Raw genomic sequence first — 19,498 nt, 5'->3', positions numbered from 1 at the left:
ACTATTATGTCTGTCTGAAAGCAGTCGGAAAAACACAATTAACTCTTTGAAGAAGAGGAACATAACTATTTTTGAAACATTAATGTCAGCACCAAACAATTCCCCTCTTGAGCGGGGTTAGGGGTGTGTGAGTTATAGTTAAAGTAGAAAGTTCTAACGGAATAGGAATATGGGCCATTAGATTGCATGTGCGACCAATTATTTATGAAATACTACTTAATAATTTGATTTTTAGTATTTTATGATTTTAAATGCCAATTGTAAAACATATGAAAATCCTTGTTGGGATTGTCAAGGAAGTGTTATAGCCGTAGATAACAAGCAAAAAATTTAACAATTAAACAACAATTTAATTCCAATCGCGTTCTTAAAAAAAGGTAATTTTATATCACAAAAAAAGTTAGATATGTCATTTTTATCACCACAGATTGAAGCTTTGGCCAAAAGAAAAAAAGAACAATCCCTTGTTAAAAAACCCGACTCTTGTGGTATTTTTCAGGAATATGGGAAATTGGAAAAGATTCAAAGCCCCGGGGAAAGTAAATAGTCCAATCTTTTGGGTACTGCTATTCCTTTGGAAATAAGCTCTTGTCCAATCCAGGAATGAGTTTTAAGGCGTTCCTGTAATATAACTTTTTAAGTACCTCATCCGGTAAGTCCATTCCGTACATAGCCCAGAAAGCGTGGTATTTTTTATGGTATGGAAAATATTCATCATCGGATTCCAGCACCCTAAAATAGGTTGGAAATTCTTCCGGTTTCCAACTATCCTTACCAAATAGGACTCGGTCCTGATATTTCACAAAAAATTTATGTGCATTTTTCGGTTGTCGGCCCAATTCTGCAATAATGGCCCCTATACCTACATACATATTGGGTATTTCGTCCATTAAACTTGCCAAAGTACCCAGATCATTGGCATACCATCCCATATGGGCATTTATAAAGTTGGTTTTTGGATGCTTTTTAAACATTCTGTGCTGCTCTCCAATAATCTGTTCCCAAGAGGCTGGGTCCGTGGCCGAGCGCTTTCTCCTAGGGTGTGTCTTTAGTTCCAGCCATCTTTCGTTGTCCGAATTTACCTCGTCCCAGAAGGGTTTCGGGTCTGCCGAGTGAATGAGGACCGGCACGCCCAATTCCCCACATTTTTCCCAAATGGCACTTAAACGTTCATCATCCACGGCCAAGCGTTTTCCAGAGGAATCCGTATCCCGCAGCCCTAGACTTTTGTATACCTTAAGTCCTTTGGCACCGTTCTTAATATCGGCTTCCAATTGTGTTACGGCCTTCTCTGACCAGCCCGGTTTACCAACTCCATCAAAATCCACATTAGCAAAAACCGCAAATCTGTTGGGATAATGGTTCTTTATATTTTCTAGGGATTGTTTTATTCTTTCTCCCGATCCACCACTGAGGTTGACCATGATCGCCAAATTGAGTTTATCCATATCGGCGATTAAAGGGGACAGATCCTGTGTTGGCATTTGATACTGATGGCCGTGCACATCTATAAATGGGAATTTGGCCCTATGTATTTCCTTTCCAGGGACCCTAAGGGTAGAAACCGGATTGTATTCCTCGAAACTCATGTTCTGGGAAAAAGCTTCATTGGAGAAGGTTAATAGTAAAATACAGAGGGGGGCTAAATTCTTTAAAGTCATTTCGTCATTAAATTAGATTCTAAATTTATGCTATAATCCGGACAACCTAAAGTTTGAAGCAAAAAAAATAGCAGAACATGAATTCTATGGCAGAAGTTTAGTAACTGTTGTTTTGAGTTTGTCTTTTTCTTTATCCCAGTTCTTACCCACCTTGAACGGTAATAATCACCATTTATTGACGTCATTTCGAGCAAGGCTACCACCAGGTAGACGTAGCGTGGCAATCTGTTTGTTAATGGAGAGATTATCTCTTTGCCGCTGCCCACTTATTAGGAAAAAGATTGCGTCTTCGCCCTAGCTCATCGCAATGACGTATTTGGTTTTGGCTAACGCATTTTAGACCTTGAACCTGCCAACTGCGAACCGATCACTGTTCACCCTTTCTCACCCTTTCATACTCCTCCTTGGTGTCAATATCCAGCGCTTTTCCGTCAGCGGATATTCCTAAAACATCGTTTGGATGTGCTTTGATAATTTCCCTAGCCCCATAATCCGAATTCAATTCCTGGAGGGCCTTAAAATGGATTTTTCCAAAAATGGCGGGCACTCCTACCCTATTGTCATATTTGGTAGCCACAATGCTTTGTTTGGAATTCGAAAAATTATCGATCAGCGTATTTAAATATGGTCCATCTATGAAGGGTTGGTCGGTCAGCATCACCAAAATGCCATCATACTCTTGGTCCTGCTTCAGAAGATGTTTGGTGCCGTAGGCAATGGAATTCCCCAATCCCATTTTCCAATTCGGGTTAAGGATTGATTCCGTACCGGAAAAATCAGTTACTTTTTTTATTTCTTGGGCATAGGCCCCTAAAACGGTCAACGCGTAAGCAGCCTTGGAACTTTGTGCATTTCTTAGGGCATTGCCTATAAAAGTGCTGTCGCCCCAGGGCAACAATTGCTTAATGGCTTTCATGCGGGAGGAAGTGCCGGCCGCCATGATCAAAATCGCTATTTTTAATTTTTTGGGCATCAATCGTGAATCCCGGTTTCTTTATTCTTCAAGAGCATGGGTTCCTTTTTCCTAATGACCGATAAAATTTCAGCAATTATGGAAATGGCAATTTCTTGAGGGGTCTCTGCGCCAATGTTGAGTCCGGCCGGACCGTGGATTCCGTCCAGAAAGTCGTACGAGATCTCCGGGCTTAGTTCCATTAGTTCGTTAAAAAGTTTTTCCCGTCTTCTATATGGACCCAAAAGTCCTAAATATATGGGTTTTGAATCCTTTAATATCAACAAATACTTTAAGTCCTTGGAATAGCTGTGGTTCATTAGAATAATGGCGGTATGTCGGTCTACTTCGGCCAACGGAAAGCTTTCTGGTAAGATTCCCAGAAAGTCATGGGCACCTTCAAAATCCAAAATATTCTTTTCTTCGGACGGGTCGGCTACTATGGTAACTTCCCAGCCTGCCATGGCGGCAAAGCTACATAACTGCACCGTATCATGCTCGGCGCCAATAATAAATAGCTTAAAACAGGGTTTCATACTTTGCTCAAATACCTCAAGCTTTTCGTGGGCATGGAACCCTGGAAGCAGTGGCAATTGCTCTTGGCCAAATAGGACCATTGAGCCGTAATCGGCATTGGGGCCTTCTTTTTTTTCAAAAAAGGATCGTATTCTAAAATGCTGTCTTGATGCTATGGTTTGTTCAAAGGTTTCCACGAATAGCTTATCCGGTCTAAAGGCTTCCAATAAAATATAAAGAATACCCTCGCAACCTAGTCGATATCGACCGTTATAGGTCATTACCTTGGATATTTCATCTGCAAAAACAGACTGTGCCTGTCTTACTACTTCCTTTTCAACACATCCACCACTTACTGCGCCTATCATGTGTCCGTCTTCCAATATCAACATTCTTACTCCGGGTCTTCTGTAGGAGGAGCCGTCCAGTGCCACTACAGTGGCCAAAACACATTTTAGGCCCTTTGAAGTGGCCGACTGATATTCCCTTATAATTTTCTTTAGTTCGTGTGTCATAATTACAATAAATCTCTGGTAGGGACAAAGGGGACCAACTCCCCTACTTCATAAGCATCAATTTTAGGTTCGAGCACTATAAATCCATCCGTATTCACCAAGCTGCACAGGTCACCAGAGCCATTCTCTTTTACCAAGGAAGCTACCAAATGACCTCGGTTAAACATTATTTTAACCCTTAACAACAATGTTAAATCCCCCTTTACGGCAACGGCTTCCTTTAAAATTACATCAATTTTTGGTAGAGGAAGGCCCAAGGAACGTTTTAACCAATCCTTAAAGTAGACATTATAGTTTGCAAAGGTGGATACCGGGTTACCAGGAAAGGAAAAAACCACTGTTTTTGTTTCTCGTTGAATTCCGAACCAAAACGGTTTTCCCGGGCGTTGGTATACCCCGTGAAATATCTTTTCCACGCCCAATTCTTCCAATACTTGTGGAAGGAAGTCGAACTTGCCTTTGGACACCCCACCGCTTAAAAGGACGGCGTTATGCTCCTTTAAAGTATTATCAAGTGCTTTTTTAATACTGGCTTTTTCATCTGGTAGATGGAGCTTGGTTGGGACAATACCTTCTTCTGACAATGCCGCGTATAGGGTATGGATGTTGGATTTGCGTATTTGGTGGGGTAAGGGGACTTCTTCTACCTCCACCAATTCGTTCCCGGTGGAAACAATGGCCACTTTGGGTAGTGTAAGTACCTTGATGGATGCTTTGCCCACAGCTGCCAAGACCCCTATTTCCGCGGCTGATAAAATACAGTGTTTTTCCAAAACCAATTCCCCTTTTTTCTGATCACTTCCGTCCAAGTGAATGTCCTGTCCCCTGTTTGGGTTTTTGGTAAGGGTTGCCGATCCGTTTTCAATAATTAGATGTTCGTACATTACCACTGTGTCTGCATTGTCGGGAACTACGGCCCCGGTCATTATTTCAAGACAATTGGAAGTGTCCAACAAAAGTTGGGAAGGCATACCTGCAGCCAATACCCCTTCTATTTTAAAAGAGGTCCGGCCTTTTTCAATGGTATCGTAATTTAGGGCAATGCCATCTTTGGTGGCCCTATTAAAAGGAGGGAAATTTCTATCGGCAACAATATCTTCTGCTAGTACTCTACCCATAGCAGTTTCCAAGGAAACCTGTTCATGGCCAAAGTCCTGATAAAGGGCCAAAACTTTTTGATAAGCGTCTTTAAAGGAAGTCATGGAACACAAGTTACAAATAATGGGAGTTTTGTTAAAGGCTTATCTTTTGAATTTCTCTCCAAGTTATAGGTTTAATGTTTCTTTCCTTAAGTAAGCTTGCTGTATTGGGGTCGGTGAAAAAATCAAAATCCATTTGTCGCCATTGGGAACCAAAATTGGGATGGTCCACACAGACCTGTTTCATTTCCATATTGTCAAAAGCTGGATGGATCAAAATTACATTGAATCCCGCTTTTAGGTTTTTTAGTTGTTGAGTATACAATTCATCCAAACCTGTACTTTCCATCGCCTTAAAATTGCCTATATGTACTGCATTTACTACGTTGTCCCCTTCTTGTAGCGAGTCAGGATTATCTACCTCTCTCAGCAGCTGATCGCTTAAAAAAATTGGCAGTTGGTATTCCCTTCCCAATTCCCTGTATACGGCTAGAAGTTCGTTGGAGAGGCCCAGAGTGTACATATGGGAGTCCAAGTGAGTAGGTTTAATTCCAGCTGCCAATGCCCTAACAATTTGCGCTTGAAGCTCTTTTTTAACCTCTTGGGGTTTGGCCAATTTCTTAACTTGCTCCCTTTTGGCATGGAAAAAACCTTGATTGTCCACCAGGCTGGGTACCTCGGAATAGGGCAGCACAGGTCCAAATTTATACTGCTTCCATTCGCAGGTCAATGTTAAATGGATTCCACAGTCGTATTGCGGGTGGTGTTTGGCGAAATGGGCCATATCCCAGAACCATGGACATGGGACCATAATACTATAGGAATTTACAATGCCCGTTTCCAAGGCTTCTATGGTAGCCGCATTTTCGGAACATGATAGTCCAGCGTCATCAGCATGTACCATTAAAAGGATATCCTCTTTCTGGTATCCCAATCGCTCTAGGTCGTAATGCTTCGCCATATTGTTTAGTGTTGTGGATATTTATAGCAATTACAAAAAAATGGGTTTAATTGTGAAGGGCAAGGAATCGATCCACTCCCCCTACAATATTATAAAGTTCAAGTTCAGGATTTAATTCTTCCAATATTCTTACTGCCATATCACTTCTAGTTCCAGATTGGCAGAGGAGATAGATCGGACTTTGGGAGTTCAGTTCCTTTATTCGGCCTTTCAATTCGTTCACGGGAATATTGAGCGCTTTCACTTGGGGCAATGAAAAATTTATAAATTCTTCTTTCGTTCTCACATCGATTATTTGAACAAGCTCTTGACCTTTCAATATTTTTTCCAATTCTTGTACGCTGATGCTTTGGTGTATTTCACATACCTCTGAACCATAAGATTTTAGAAGTTTTTTTATGGCCGTATTCTTAGGTTGAAGATTGAAATTAATAGTTTGATAAGACTGTTGTAATCCATTGAACAACAATAGTTTGCCATTAAGAACATCTCCTACTCCTGTAATTGCTTTTACCGCTTCCAAGGCCTGAAGATTTCCTATGATACCCGGAATTACCCCCAATACCCCGTTCTCGTTGCAATTCGGAATTTCTTCATGAGTAGGCATGTTGGGAAACAAACACCTATAGGTAGGACCGCCTTGATAATTAAAGACACTAAGTTGTCCCTCGAAGCCTTGAATGGCACCGGAAACAAATGGTTTTTTTAGAATTACACAGGCATCGTTGATCAAATATCGAGTTGGGAAATTATCGGAACCATCCACCACAAGATCAAATTGAGCAATGATTTCCAAGGCGTTGTGCCTGGTAAGAAAGGTATCAAAAGTCTTAAAGTTAGTGCTTGAATTTTGTTGTTTTAATCGTTTCAGTACCACCTCAATTTTTGGCTTTCCAAGATCACCTTCCGTATACAGTACCTGGCGTTGAAGGTTGGTAATTTCAATATTATCCTGTTCTACTATGCCTATGGTACCAACCCCCATGGCATTCAGATATAAAAGCGCAGGAATTCCCAAACCCCCTGCACCAACCACCAAGACACTGGAGTCTTTCAGCTTTTGTTGGGCTTCTGGTCCAAAATCCTTTAAAACGGTCTGTCTTTGATATCTATTGAAGTCCATCTGTAAATAACAATCTTAATTTTATTCCTTCTATAACCCTTCGGCCATTATTGATTGGGCGTTAACTTTAGCAACACCTTTTCATAATCCTCCTTAAAGTTGGCATTCCACAATACTTCTTCGTTCTCGGGAAATACCAATTTAATATCCTCATTGATCAAGAATTTCCGGGGACATGTACCTGGCCCGTTTTCCAGATAATCCAATGATTTTTTTAAACCTGAAGGTTCCCAGATGGCACAAAGGGGTTCTGGTAAACCGCTTTCCCTAGTAGCAAAGGCAGTGGCCAATTTATCCGGATTTCTCAGGTAGATCAGCTGTTCCAGGGCATTCTCGTCCATCAAGGGCAAATCACAGGCCAATACCAACCACGCCACCTCGGGGTTAAAATTGTGGGCACTCAAAAGTCCGTTGTAAGGACCTTTAAATTGGTTTTCATCAATAATAAGTTGGTGATCGGGTGAGAATTCCTGGGCCTGTTCCTCTCGGATACTCATAAAGGTGTTGTCGCATACCGTCTGTAGCAGTTGATATAGATATTCGCGTTGTGCTACGCCGTGGTATTCTATCAATCCCTTGTCGGTTCCCATTCTGGTACTTTTTCCACCGGTAAGTACTAGACCATATATTTTAGAGGAGCTCATTATCTGTAGTTGTTTTTTTAATTTCCATACCAGGAACAAGTTTGTTCCGGACGTTGGACCTATGGAATTACCCTCCTATGGAGGTCATTGAATTTTCAAATATTCCATCATATTTTTCCTGTTCCTCAAAACCAGTTTTGGATCTGCTGCCAATGGCTTTAAGGATATGCTCTTTGATTTTGGATTCCACATTGTCCCCTCTCATCACATCCCTTAAATTCATTCTGGGTTTGCCGTATAGGCAAGTGATTACATCGCCCGTGGCCGATATCCTTAGTCGATTACAACTTCCGCAAAAGGTTCGGGTAAAGGAGGGAATAAGTCCAAAAGTTCCTTTGTGACCTTTAATCTTATAATTTATGGAGGTAGAGGTCTTGGGAGATTCCAGCTTTGTTATTTCAGAATATTCCGATTGGATATGGTCCAGTATTTTTTTGTAATCCCAAGTTATGGTATTAAAGGATTTAGAGCCGCCGTTGAATGGCATTTCCTCCAAAAATCGTACGGAAACAGGGTAATGCTTCATGACCTCGAGTATGGGTATTATATCTTGGGTATTCTGATTCTCGAGGGCAATAAAATTGACACGGACGTTGAAACCTTCCGCTATCAATCGTATTAGATTGTTATATACGGTATCATATTGATTACGTCTCGTGATCCGTTCAAAGGTGTTTTTGTCAATGGCATCCAAACTTACATTGATGTTTTTGATGCCCAAGGTTTTTAATTCTTGAATATAGGGGCCTATCAAAGTGGCATTGGTGGTAATGGAAATATCGTTCAAGCCTTCTAAAGTCGAAAGTTTGCGCAATAATACCATTAGGTCCTTTCTAACAAAAGGTTCCCCGCCGGTAATCCTTATCTTGTCTATCCCCTGGCCTACCATAATTTCGCTCAATTTACAGAGTTCCTCTATGGTAAAAAGGGAGTCTTTTTCTGCAAAATTTATCCCTTCCGAAGGCATACAATAGTTGCAGCGCAGGTTACAGCGATCGGTAACCGCCAACCGTAGATAATTTATTTTCCTATTGTGATTGTCTATCAGCATTAATCCTCTTGTTTTTTACTTATCCCCCGCTTACTGGTGGAATTAGTGCAATTTCATCAAAATTATCGATTATGGTATCATCATTAGCATAAGAATTGTTCACAGCGACAGCCAAAGATGATAATTTTTTGAGTTCAGGGTACATTTTGCCCAAATACTCCTTAAGCTCCTTAACGGTCTTGGATTTTTTCGATCCAAATTCGCTGGAGCTGGGCATGGACAATGTAGCACAGCCTATGATATCTTTTGTTACGCCAAATAATAGTATGGTCATATTATCCTATAATAGCCTTTGTTGGGACTTGCATTAGTTCTGGGTATTTTGAAAATGGCTGTTGGGTAAATCTATTTCCAGTAGCGGCTTTTAAAGCGTTTGCCACTGCTGCTCCCGCGGGAGGCAATGTGGGTTCGCCCAATCCCGTTGGTGCCAGGTCATTTTGTATCAGGTGGGATTCCACTACTGGAATTTCCCCCATCCGGATCAATCGGTATTTATCATAGTTCTGCGATTGAGGTTGTCCATCCATAAAGGTAAAATCACCGTACATGGCATGGCCCACTCCATCTATAACACCACCTTCTATTTGGTTTTTGGCGCCCAAAGGATTCACTACAATTCCGCAATCCACTACACAGGTAACTTTTTTTACGACAGGCATTCCATTTTCAATCTCAACATCGGCCACCTCAGCAACATGGGAATTGTGGCAATAATAAGCGGCAAATCCTTGAAATACTCCATCACGCTTTTTACCCCATCCGGATTTGTCTACGGCCACTTTAATAACATTTTGCATGCGCTCCGGGGAATACTGGATGCGCTCATCCGTAGTTCCCTTAACTTTTTCCAATAGATCAAGGCGTAATTGTATGCGATCTACTTCCATGGTCTCTGCCAGTTCATCAAAGAAGCTTTGTTCGGCAAAGGCCAAGAAATTGGTATAGGGAGCTCTCCAAGCCCCTGTGGTAATATTACTTTGATAGTTGGCCACATCCACTTGATAGTTTTCTATTGCCCCGGCAGGGAAGAAATTAGGTATCAATCCATACATGTTGCCTCCAATGGCAGCTTCTTTTAATTGATAGCCGGTTACTTGACCATTCTTTATGGAGGCTTTGATTCTATATTTTATTGCCGGTCTATAGGTACCGGCCGTCATATCGTCCTCTCTGGAAAATACCAGCTTCACCGGTTTTTTTATAGCATCGGCAATTTCAGCAACTTCGTATACAAAATCCCCGTAAAGTCGCCTTCCAAAACCTCCTCCCATGCGGGTCATTTCCAAATGAACGTCCTTTACGTCCCTACCCAACATACCCGCTACCGCAGTGGCAGCGAATTCGGGGGTCTGTACAGGTCCGACCAAATGGATTTTTTCGTCGGTAATATTGGCGAAAAAATTCATAGGCTCCATGCAGTTATGTGGCAGAAAGGGCGACTCATAGGTGCGCTCCAAAATTTTATCGGCCTGGGAAAATGCTTTAATTATATCCCCGTCCTTTCTTAGTGTCTGGAACTCTTTTCCATCCAAAAGTCCGAGTAATTGCTTATCCTGAAATTCTGTGCTTTCCAAAGTGCTGTCATCTACCCAAGTAGCGGAGAGGGCTTCTTTTGCCTTTAGGGCTTCCCAAGTTGTTTTGGCAATGACCACCACTTTATCGCTTTTACCCATGGCCACGGTCCAGTTGCCTACCCCTTCTTTTGAAAGTTCCTTGGCCTTCTCCCCTATTCTGATTACATCCAAAACACCCGGCATGGCCTTGGCTTTGGTATCGTCATAAGAATCCAATATTTTACCAAAGGCGGGAGGGCGTAAAACACTGGCGTATACCATTCCCTCAACCTTATAATCCAGACCGAAAAGTGGTTTTCCAGTTATTATTTTATCAATATCAACATTGGGCGCATCGGTCCCGATAACTTTAAAATTCTTGGGTTCTTTGAGAGTTACGTTTTCCGGCACCTCCAAGGCTGCTGCTTCCCTAACCACATCGCCATAGCCCAAAGTTTCTCCTTTGGCATTGGTGATTACCCCTTCCGAGGTAGTACATTCAGATGGATCTACACCCCATTTGGCTGCAGCTGCATTAACCAGCATTTGTCGGGCCGTAGCCCCAGTTTGTCGCAAAGGCTCCCAGCCCAAACGGATGGACTGACTCCCCCCGGCTAGCTGTCTGGTATAATTCTCAGTATCCAAAATTCCCTGCTGCACATAAACATTTTTCCATGCCACGTCCAATTCTTCGGCAATCAACATAGGCATGGCTGTTTTAACACCCTGCCCTATTTCAGGATTGGGTGAGAAAAGGGTTACCGCACCATTATCTGCAATTTTAATAAAGGCATTGAAATCATTAAAATTTAACTGGGAAATATCTACAGGGGGTTGCACTTTAGGTTTACAGGCCGTAAAAAGATTAAAGCCAATGAGGAGTCCACCACTAGCTAGGGATGATGTCCTAATGAATGCCCGTCTGTTGAATGTTATTGATGATGTTGACATAATTTATTTAGTTTTTTATTCCTCAATACTCCGAGGATTTATTTTTTTAGAGGTAAGCGAATATGGTAGCCGAAATTTCCAAATGGGAATGGCCTACCCTATTTTGGTAGCAGCAATTTCTACGGCCTTGTGAATTCTGGTGTAGGAAGCACATCTGCAGATGTTGCCGTGCATGGCCGTTTTTATTTCGTCCGATGTTGGATTTGGATTATTGTCCAAGAAAGCGGAGGCTGTCATTATTTGACCGGCCTGACAATAACCGCACTGGGGAACATCTACTTCTTTCCACGCCAGCTGTACAGGATGGTCGCCATTTTCAGAAAGTCCTTCAATTGTGGTAATCTGCTGTCCTCCTACCGAAGCAATGGGTAAAGAACAACTTCTTACCGCAATGCCGTCCAAATGAACCGTGCAGGCGCCACACTGGGCTATACCACAGCCATACTTTGTTCCAACCAAATCCAAATGATCACGAAGTACCCATAATAAAGGGGTGTCTTCGGCAACATCTACATTTTTGGAAACTCCATTTACATTGATTTCGTATTTTGGCATAGTTGATGTTTTTAGGTTGATAAAATTAATACTCTACAAGTTACCAAATTTAAGGAAAGCATATGTCATTTTAACAGTTTGTTAAGGGGTGTTTCCCTCTAATCAGGGCCTTTTGTTTTATAGTTTAAAATAAATTCTAAAAAAAATGGTAAAAACAGTATCCACTTAATCTAAAGGGAGCTTTTATCCAAATAACATTCCACATTGGGATGCAACCATAAAAGGGAAGCTGGCAAGAAAGTGGTTATTTCCCTGCTCAACAATTTTTTTATGGCTTTTTTCTTGCTCGGTCCGGTTACCAGGAGAATAATTTTCTTTGATTTTAGAATGTTGGCCATGCCCAAGGTTAAGCCATAAGTGGGTGGGGTCTTCATTTTATTGGCCATGGGATGTTTTAAGGAAGACTCACTTAAATCCGCAATATGGCAATCCGGGGAAAGGGTTTTGGAAGGTTCGTTGAAACCTAAATGCCCATTTTTTCCCAAACCGAGGATACAGATGTCTATTGGACCGTGTTCCTGGATTTCGTTTTCCATACGATCGCATTCCTTTTTCGCGTCCGTTGGACTACTATCGAATGACAAATAATTGGATTTTGAAATTTGTAAGGGCTCCAAGAGTTTTTCGTGAAGATAAAAGTCGCTGGTATTGGGATAATCTCCATTGGTACCACCCCATTCATCCAGTTTTATAATTTTTATATCCTTAAAAATCTTTGGGGCGCTTTGGTAGGATTCCGCCAATTTCTCGTAAAGTCTAGCGGGAGAATAACCTGTGGCCGTACAGATTAATTGCTGTGGTTTTGCTTTTAAATTGGTCAATAAGGAATCAAAAGCCATTTGGCTCATACCTTCATAATCTGAACAGTAGTGTATATTCATAACAAGCCCAAGCATTATTTTTCGAAGGGATATGTAAAGTACAAAAATTTAGCATTGGTCTTGCACATGGTTCAAAGTTTTCATTCCCCACTATGCTATTTATTGGGGCCTCTGTGTTGTTTGCGGTTTAGGAGTATTATAAATTATTGAAGAAGAACATATGTTTATTGGGATAGCTCCATGGAGAGAAATGCCTTTCGTTCTAATTTAAGAACACCTTATGAAGGAGCTACTAAAAAATGTGAATAAAGTCTTTAACAAATATTAACATCTATTTTTAATTGAATTATAATTTTAAATAGTTTTGAACGTTCTGCTAGGTGAACGTTAAAAATTATGAAAATGAAATTATATATTAAGTTGGCGGCTATCTGTTTCAGTTTGGCCTTATTTGTATCTTGTGGAAATGCGGATGACGATGTGGAATTTGGCGTAAATGGCGGCGGCGATCTAGGTCTTGGAAAACCTGTGGACGACTGTCTAAATTTAGGCGATGGCGAATTGGTATTGTCCATTCAGGATCAATATACAACCCTACCAGGAAAGGTATCAATATTTTTTAAGGTGTCTGATACGGACGGAGATCCGGTCCCAGGATTGACGGCAAATCAATTTACCATTTATGAGCAAGGTAGAAATGATGCCTGTTTCAGTACCATTTCTACTACGGAGTCTTTTGCCAGGATCTCCCCCAATTCACAAATTTTCAATAACAACACTATTTTGGTGCTGGATTTAAGTAACAGTGTCCTAAGCAGTAGTATGGAAGAATTGAAAACTGCTTCCGCAAGTTTTGTGAACAACGTTATGCCGGCATCCGATACGGAATCCTTTAAGATGGCCATTTATTGGTTTGATGGTGAGGATAAGTTGCATGTGCTTAACGAGTTGACCTATGTAAAACAGGAACTCTTAACTTCTATTGATGGGATCAATGCCAATATTAGCAACGATCCGTCTACAGATTTATATGGGGCAGTGATCAAAGCTACCGATAAGGCGGAAAAATTATTGGCAGCAAGTACTACCAATGACCGTATTGGAGCTGCTTCGGTGGTTATTTTTACCGATGGTACCGATCAGGCTTCCCGTTATACCCAATCTGCAGCCTTGAAAAAAGTGGATAATGCCAATAAGAACATTGCCTTCTTCAGTATAGGTTTAGGAGCGGAAATTGATACCGATGTTTTGGGAAAAATTGGAAAGACCTTTAGCGTGTTTGCTGGGAATAAGGAGCAATTGGAAACAACATTTAACGATATCTCCTTCCGCGTTTCGGAACAGGCCAATAGTTTTTACCTTTTTGAATACTGTAGCCCAAAGCGTGATGGAAGTGGTGAAAACAACCTTGCCATTCAAGTCAAGGAAGGCAACAGACAGGGTGCTGTACAAACTAAATTTAACGCAAAAGGGTTTACGGGAGGTTGTGAATAATCTGGGTTAAACTTCTTTAAATCATAGGATTAGGGCATCAAATTAATTTGATGCTCTTTTTTTTTGTTAATTTTTATTCAAGGCGAAACGTCTTTTTCTGCGATATGACCGTATAACCCTACAGAAAACTATTTGTAAATTTTTAACAATAAAGAAATGAAAAAAGTAATGTTAGTTGGTTTGATGGGAATGGTAGTTTTAGCCTCCTGTGTATCGAAGAAAAAATATGTAGCCCTTGAAGGGGATTTGTCCAATACCAAAAGTATGTTGACAAAAACCCAAGTGGAGAAAGAGGAATTGGAATCCAAAGTCTCCAAAATTGAGGCAAGAGTTGCAGAATACAACGAAAAAATAAATTCCTTGCAGGAAATAAATGATTCCCAATATGCTTCTATTGGTGATGTTGCCGTAATGAGCAACAACACAAAGGAAAAAATGAGGGCTACTTTGGCAAAAATTGATCCAAGTGAATTAGCCAAGGCCCAAACCTTGGAAGATTCCATGAACCTAGCTATTTCTTACAATTTGAAGAAATCCATTTCTGATGAGGACGATGATGTTATTGTTGATATCAACAAAACTGTTGTGATGATCAATATTTCTGATAAATTATTGTTTAATTCCGGGAGTTACAGAGTAAGTAACAAAGCGAACTCTATATTGGCCAAATTGGCCGAAGTTATCAACTCCGAGCCTAGTATGGAAGTTATGGTAGAAGGTCATACCGATTCCAAAACTATCAGCACCGAAATGTTTCAAGACAACTGGGATTTAAGTGTTAAAAGAGCAACATCAATAGTTCGTCTTTTGCAGAATAAGTACAATGTTGATCCTGCTAATTTGATAGCTTCAGGTAGAAGCAGCTATTTGCCTTTGGTTGAAAACGACAGCAAGGAAAATATGGCCATAAACAGACGTACTAGAATCGTAATTATTCCAAATTTGGATAAGTTTTTTGCTCTTTTGGATGCTGAATCATTATAGAACACTACCATTACTATAATTATTGTTTTAGCTAAAAACCCCGATGCATTCATCGGGGTTTTTTATTACTCTGGTTTTGGGAATATCAGGTAAGGTTATACTATTTCCCGGATTCCTTTATATTCAGCACTTTTAGAATTTTGTGAAAGACCTCACTGTTTTCATAAACACCTTGAAACTCCTGTGAATGGGGCCCATACGCAAAAATAGGAACCATGGTGGCAGTATGGTCATCGGTAGTGAAGTCGCCCTCCACCATGCTCTTTTCCATATTCCCCTGTGGCATGGTAAATCCGGATGTTTCATGGTCTGCTGTTATGACCACCAATGTGTTTCCTGTTTTATCGGCGAATTTTATTGCCTCCGCTATGGCCACGTCAAAATCTATCCCCTCCGTGACTATACCGGCTACTTCGTTCCTATGACCGTAAGAATCTATCTGTGCCGCTTCCACCATTAAAAAGAATGGCTTTTTTTTGGTATTTAAGAACTGCAGCCCATTTTTAGTGGCTTCGGCAAGTATATTTCCTCTACCTTCCAAAAAGCTGGGAACGTCATTTTCCGAGATGAACAATCCTATCTTATCTTTTTTGCTGGCTGCCAGTTCTTCAACATCCTTCAAAATAGAAAAATTGTTCCCCTGTAATTCCGCTGTATTAAAACTGGATCCCCCTCCCCCAACAAAAAGTGAGAGCTTACTCTTCAATAAATCTTTAGCAATACCATCGGTATCGTCCCTGTCCTTTTGATGGGCATAAAATGAACTTGGGGTAGCTCCTACAATTTTATCGGTGGTGATACATCCTGTAACAAATTGATGTTTATCCAGCAATTCGGTTATATTTATTAGGGGTTGCCCATTAGGAGACATTCCAATAGACCTGTTGTAGGTTTTTGTGCCAGTGGCCAAAGCAGTACCTGCAGCAGCTGAATCTGTTGTAAAATCGTCCGAAGATTGGGTTTTAATAAACCCTATACTTTTCAACTGCGTCAGGGTAAGACTGCCCCCATTGGCCAAAACCGATGAAGAAATTTGGGTCAGCCCATTGCCATCGCCAATGAGCAAAATCACATTTTTAACAGACTTTTTAGTTTGGTCAGACTTGTAGGTGGGCGTATATACATCAGATTTAGCCTTGTTATAATATACCCTACTCCCCAAGCTTTCTAAATATACAGATGCCTTGTCCGGCATATCCGTATTTATATAATCCACTCCTAAATCATGCATGGCTTTCCATGCGGTCTTGGAGTCCGGAGTGGCCCAAAAACGGAAGGGCCTATGGTAAGAGTGCGCTTTGTCTATGGTGGACTTTACCTTTTGTAAATCCTCCGCTGTTAATCTTCCTTTTCCGTTCCATCTGGTAAACTTATGAAATGGCAAGCTTATCAAGGCTACCTTATCCCAAGCTTCCTTGTTTGGTATATCCTCCAAAGTCTGATAATCGAACTTAATGAAGGAAGGATAATTCTTGTATTCCTCTGGTTTGGGCCTGTTTCCGGATATGACCATGGTAATATTGGGATTGTTGATGATGTTGGGATAATTTTCCAAAACAGCTACTATCTTCTCCAGGGTCGAGTAGGTTTCCGATTTTATATCTATTAATAACTGTAACTCCTGGTGCTTGCCCAGTTGCAATTCTATCACCTTTTTCATAGGTTCCAGATACAAGCTTTCTATAGTGTGGCTTGCTATAATGTCTACCTCGTCATGGGTGGCATATAAAGTGTCGTTTTTAAGAAATACATCTACCTCAATGGAGTTGGCCCCGTGTGCATAGGCATCCCAAAACGGTGCAGTTTGTAGATAATCATTATGGGAATGTATTTTAAACGAATTTGTTTGCTGTCCCAATACGATTTGAAGGGACAGTAAAAAAAGCAGTAAAAAAAAGCGAATGGATTTAAACATTGAAATTGATTTATATGACTATCGATATTAAATTTTGCGGTGCAAAAAACTTTATTGCCCATTAAATTACCGGAGAAATAAAATGGACAGGACCAATTTAAACAAAACTAAATAATTTTTTCTGCAGAAATTGCTACATAAAGATAACTTAACCAAGAAATAAACTGTCCCGAATAGAGCTCCTTTATAAAAGATGCATGTAAAGACCTTCAGAGAAGGTAAATCGTAAAAAATACAAAGTAAGGTAGGGTTTTTGGCTAGATAATTGTTTTAATAACAACAACCCCTATCAACCTAAGTTCATAATGAATGCTAATAACTAAATTTTGTATCACTTAAAAAAAGAATATCATGGTTGTAATCAACGACATTTTTAAGTATAGCGCTATCAGCGAGCTATCCAATGGGTTTAAGGGCCTTGCCATAACTATTTTCACCTGTATTGTAAGCATTCTTTTTATAATGCTTTACTGGATACTAGCCTACGGCGATAGTATGCGTATTTCTTTTGGATATTAGAACTATCGTAAGATCAATGCATTTTTAAAATTCCCTTCCCCTGACTTTAGGTCGATCAGAAATCCATTGATAACGGCATAGCGGGGTTTACCCTTTTCTTGCAGTATAAAGTTCGGAATAACGCCTACCCTCATTTTAAATTCCGGAACTTTATAGTCCTTTCCTATAATATTGATGGGAAAGGTCACATAGTTTTCGCCCTTTGGAATGTTCTCCACTCGCACGTAAGTGAAGCCCGATCTCAGCAGATCCAACGGCTTTAATTGTGAAACCTCTTTGGTGGAAGCTAGGATTTTTGGGTATACCTTTCCTCCTACCATGGAGAAGCCTTTTCCTTCCAAAGTTTCATATCCATAATAGGTGGACAGATCACCCTGGTCAACTACCCTGCTGCTGTTATAATAGGTTTTGTTGGATGTGCCATCAATTTCCAATTGGTGTATGCCCACATCCAAAGTGTAATTTTTGCCCAATAAATTATAGGTGAGGTTATTTAGTTTTAGATCAAATAGTTTTCTATCATTTTCGGGAATTTTGTCATAGTCAGAAATGGGAATATTCTTATAGTTTCCATTGGCGATACTGTAGATGGCCGATAGAATGGAGACATAGTTCAATTTTCTGATTTCTTGTTTTTCAGGATCGCTTTTATAACCGCCAGATTCTATTAAAATGGCACTTGTGCCCCATTTTTGAATATTGTCCCCAAACGCCCTGGGCTCAAAATCGTCATTATAGCGGCCTACCTGTCCCGGAGCATATTTCTGAATTATTTTATTCATATAAACAATGACCTTCATGGCATTGGCGCGCACCTCATTGATATCTTTTTCATAATTAAAGGCCGGTGCCAAATAGGAGATGGTAGCGGGCTTATCCGTTCTTTCCGCGTTGTAATAAGTGCTCTGATCGTGAAGATTGAAACCGAAATCTGCATCCAAACTATCCCGTACCCTTTTTAAGGTCCTTCCCTCGGGGGATTGCAATGCAAGCGCATCCCTATTGATATCTATTCCCAAGGTATTTCTCCTTTGATATACTTCTGCCCCATCCGGATTGAGCATAGGCAAAAAGTGTAACTTTAAATTTTTTAAAATGTTTTCCTTTTCAGTTTTGAAATCGCCACTTGTCAAAAAATTGAAAATATCAAATATAGCCTGGGTGGCCGTAGGTTCGTCCCCGTGCATTTGCGACCATAAAAAAACATCTGTAGCACCAGTTCCAATACTTATGAGGGAAAGGTTACGCCCTTCGATGGATTTACCAACAACCGTAACCTTAAATTTGGGGTTGGCAGATAATTTGTTAATCAGTGGCTGAATCTCATTGTGTTTTATCCTTCTTTTGTCCAAAGAAGGCTCCTTGTATTTTCCATATGTTGAGTACAGGTTGGAAGTAAAATCCTTTTCCTGCCCATAGCCCGAAAATACTATCAGCAAACAAAGAATAAGGGCCAATTTATGTGATGTCATAGTATTATTTTGCAATTGGTGTAGGTTTAAAATTAAGTTTTTTGGTAGCTCTTTTTACTCTTTTTAAAAATTTTTCACCGGGATCGGTCTTAACGGTCCTGTAGCCTTGATCTTTCTCCAACCACAATTCGTGATCTTCAAAATGGGTATATTCATAGTGACCTATCACGTAATCTATATCGTATTTGGATTTTAAATATTTAACCAACCATTTGTTGGACCTTAATTGTGCCCTAGTGAGTTTGGTATCCCCGGTTCCTCCAACATTTTCAATTCCGATAGCACAATGGTTTAGACCTATTACGTGTCTTGCCATTGTAGTTTCCGGCAATAACCTATAAATTGTACCATCTTGATCTACAAGGAATTGGGAAGATACATTTAAACCACTGGCCGAGCTTATCTCCGGCCTCCAATCGGGCAGGGTGGGCAGCTCAAAAGCTTGGTACGATTTTTCCAAGGTAGGAATTACGGTCCAGTGCAGTACTATCATCTTGGGTACTATAAGGGGTTCGTCTTGGATAAGGTCGTAATGGTCCGACAGATATTCCAGAGTGAGATCTTTTCGCTCTTCATTAAAAATGATGGGTTTGTCTATTATTTCACGGTTTACGGAACATGAAATGGTCATAAATAATGAACACAAAAGTACTATCTTCTTCATTTTTTTTT

Annotated in this window: 19 protein-coding genes; 4 read left to right on the top strand and 15 right to left on the bottom strand. The window is 40.5% G+C overall.

The window, feature by feature from the left end; translation table 11 throughout:
* Positions 1 to 406: 406 nt before the first annotated feature.
* Positions 407 to 547: a hypothetical protein gene (locus tag LV92_RS21780; RefSeq protein WP_170126307.1), complete on the top strand. Its 141-nt coding sequence runs from the start codon at positions 407 to 409 to the stop codon at positions 545 to 547.
* A gap of 19 nt (positions 548 to 566) precedes the next feature.
* On the opposite strand, the gene LV92_RS09805 is transcribed toward LV92_RS21780, so the two are convergent.
* The 12 genes from LV92_RS09805 to LV92_RS09750 form a co-directional block, all read right to left on the bottom strand.
* Positions 567 to 1,661, bottom strand: coding sequence for an amidohydrolase family protein (locus LV92_RS09805; protein WP_111623455.1), 1,095 nt, complete (start codon positions 1,659 to 1,661; stop codon positions 567 to 569).
* A gap of 367 nt (positions 1,662 to 2,028) precedes the next feature.
* Positions 2,029 to 2,634 (bottom strand): nucleotidyltransferase family protein, encoded by a 606-nt coding sequence (locus tag LV92_RS09800; RefSeq protein WP_111623454.1) that lies wholly within the window; start codon positions 2,632 to 2,634, stop codon positions 2,029 to 2,031.
* On the bottom strand, positions 2,634 to 3,644 hold the full coding sequence (locus LV92_RS09795; RefSeq protein ID WP_111623453.1) for an XdhC family protein: 1,011 nt from the start codon (positions 3,642 to 3,644) through the stop codon (positions 2,634 to 2,636). Before LV92_RS09795 ends, LV92_RS09800 begins: the two co-directional genes overlap by 1 nt.
* Before the next feature lie 2 nt (positions 3,645 to 3,646).
* Positions 3,647 to 4,846, bottom strand: a complete 1,200-nt coding sequence (locus tag LV92_RS09790) for a molybdopterin molybdotransferase MoeA (RefSeq protein WP_111623452.1) — start codon at positions 4,844 to 4,846, stop codon at positions 3,647 to 3,649.
* Between the two features lie 31 nt (positions 4,847 to 4,877).
* Positions 4,878 to 5,744, bottom strand: coding sequence for a polysaccharide deacetylase family protein (locus LV92_RS09785; RefSeq protein ID WP_111623451.1), 867 nt, complete (start codon positions 5,742 to 5,744; stop codon positions 4,878 to 4,880).
* A 46-nt stretch (positions 5,745 to 5,790) separates the two neighbouring features.
* Positions 5,791 to 6,867: a HesA/MoeB/ThiF family protein gene (locus tag LV92_RS09780; RefSeq protein ID WP_111623450.1), complete on the bottom strand. Its 1,077-nt coding sequence runs from the start codon at positions 6,865 to 6,867 to the stop codon at positions 5,791 to 5,793.
* Positions 6,868 to 6,914: 47 nt separating this feature from the next.
* Positions 6,915 to 7,511 carry an NTP transferase domain-containing protein gene (locus LV92_RS09775; protein ID WP_111623449.1) on the bottom strand — a complete coding sequence of 199 codons (597 nt, stop codon included), beginning with the start codon at positions 7,509 to 7,511 and terminating at the stop codon, positions 6,915 to 6,917.
* Between the two features lie 67 nt (positions 7,512 to 7,578).
* Positions 7,579 to 8,562 (bottom strand): GTP 3',8-cyclase MoaA, encoded by a 984-nt coding sequence (gene moaA / locus LV92_RS09770; RefSeq protein WP_111623448.1) that lies wholly within the window; start codon positions 8,560 to 8,562, stop codon positions 7,579 to 7,581.
* 19 nt (positions 8,563 to 8,581) lie between these two features.
* Positions 8,582 to 8,836, bottom strand: coding sequence for a MoaD/ThiS family protein (locus LV92_RS09765; RefSeq protein ID WP_111623447.1), 255 nt, complete (start codon positions 8,834 to 8,836; stop codon positions 8,582 to 8,584).
* A 1-nt stretch (position 8,837) separates the two neighbouring features.
* Positions 8,838 to 11,066: a xanthine dehydrogenase family protein molybdopterin-binding subunit gene (locus tag LV92_RS09760; protein ID WP_111623446.1), complete on the bottom strand. Its 2,229-nt coding sequence runs from the start codon at positions 11,064 to 11,066 to the stop codon at positions 8,838 to 8,840.
* 93 nt (positions 11,067 to 11,159) lie between these two features.
* Positions 11,160 to 11,621, bottom strand: a complete 462-nt coding sequence (locus LV92_RS09755) for a (2Fe-2S)-binding protein (RefSeq protein ID WP_111623445.1) — start codon at positions 11,619 to 11,621, stop codon at positions 11,160 to 11,162.
* 170 nt (positions 11,622 to 11,791) lie between these two features.
* The gene (locus tag LV92_RS09750; protein WP_170126306.1) at positions 11,792 to 12,502 is read right to left on the bottom strand and encodes a galactosamine-6-phosphate isomerase; all 711 of its coding nucleotides are present in this window, start codon (positions 12,500 to 12,502) and stop codon (positions 11,792 to 11,794) included.
* 342 nt (positions 12,503 to 12,844) lie between these two features.
* On the opposite strand from LV92_RS09750, the gene LV92_RS09745 reads away from it, so the two are divergent.
* Complete coding sequence (locus LV92_RS09745; protein ID WP_111623625.1) at positions 12,845 to 13,936, top strand: vWA domain-containing protein; 1,092 nt, start codon at positions 12,845 to 12,847, stop codon at positions 13,934 to 13,936.
* A 156-nt stretch (positions 13,937 to 14,092) separates the two neighbouring features.
* Complete coding sequence (locus tag LV92_RS09740; RefSeq protein ID WP_111623443.1) at positions 14,093 to 14,920, top strand: OmpA/MotB family protein; 828 nt, start codon at positions 14,093 to 14,095, stop codon at positions 14,918 to 14,920.
* A gap of 100 nt (positions 14,921 to 15,020) precedes the next feature.
* Here LV92_RS09740 and LV92_RS09735 read toward each other — a convergent pair whose 3' ends face one another.
* The gene (locus LV92_RS09735; RefSeq protein ID WP_111623442.1) at positions 15,021 to 16,835 is read right to left on the bottom strand and encodes an alkaline phosphatase; all 1,815 of its coding nucleotides are present in this window, start codon (positions 16,833 to 16,835) and stop codon (positions 15,021 to 15,023) included.
* Between the two features lie 351 nt (positions 16,836 to 17,186).
* On the opposite strand from LV92_RS09735, the gene LV92_RS21775 reads away from it, so the two are divergent.
* Positions 17,187 to 17,354 (top strand): hypothetical protein, encoded by a 168-nt coding sequence (locus LV92_RS21775; protein WP_170126305.1) that lies wholly within the window; start codon positions 17,187 to 17,189, stop codon positions 17,352 to 17,354.
* Positions 17,355 to 17,356: 2 nt separating this feature from the next.
* Here the strand turns inward: LV92_RS21775 and LV92_RS09730 are convergent, their stop codons facing one another.
* Both LV92_RS09730 and LV92_RS09725 read right to left on the bottom strand, forming a co-directional pair.
* Positions 17,357 to 18,826, bottom strand: a complete 1,470-nt coding sequence (locus LV92_RS09730; RefSeq protein ID WP_111623441.1) for a M14 family metallopeptidase — start codon at positions 18,824 to 18,826, stop codon at positions 17,357 to 17,359.
* Between the two features lie 4 nt (positions 18,827 to 18,830).
* A complete protein-coding gene (locus tag LV92_RS09725) occupies positions 18,831 to 19,490 on the bottom strand; it encodes an N-acetylmuramoyl-L-alanine amidase (RefSeq protein WP_111623440.1) in 660 nt (219 codons plus the stop codon).
* Between the last annotated feature and the right edge of the window lie 8 nt (positions 19,491 to 19,498).

The sequence above is a fragment of the Arenibacter echinorum genome, assembly GCF_003259375.1.
In the GTDB taxonomy this organism is placed as follows: domain Bacteria; phylum Bacteroidota; class Bacteroidia; order Flavobacteriales; family Flavobacteriaceae; genus Arenibacter; species Arenibacter echinorum.
The sequence above is the reverse complement of the archived record's forward strand: the minus strand, read 5'-3'. Positions and strand labels throughout refer to the sequence as shown.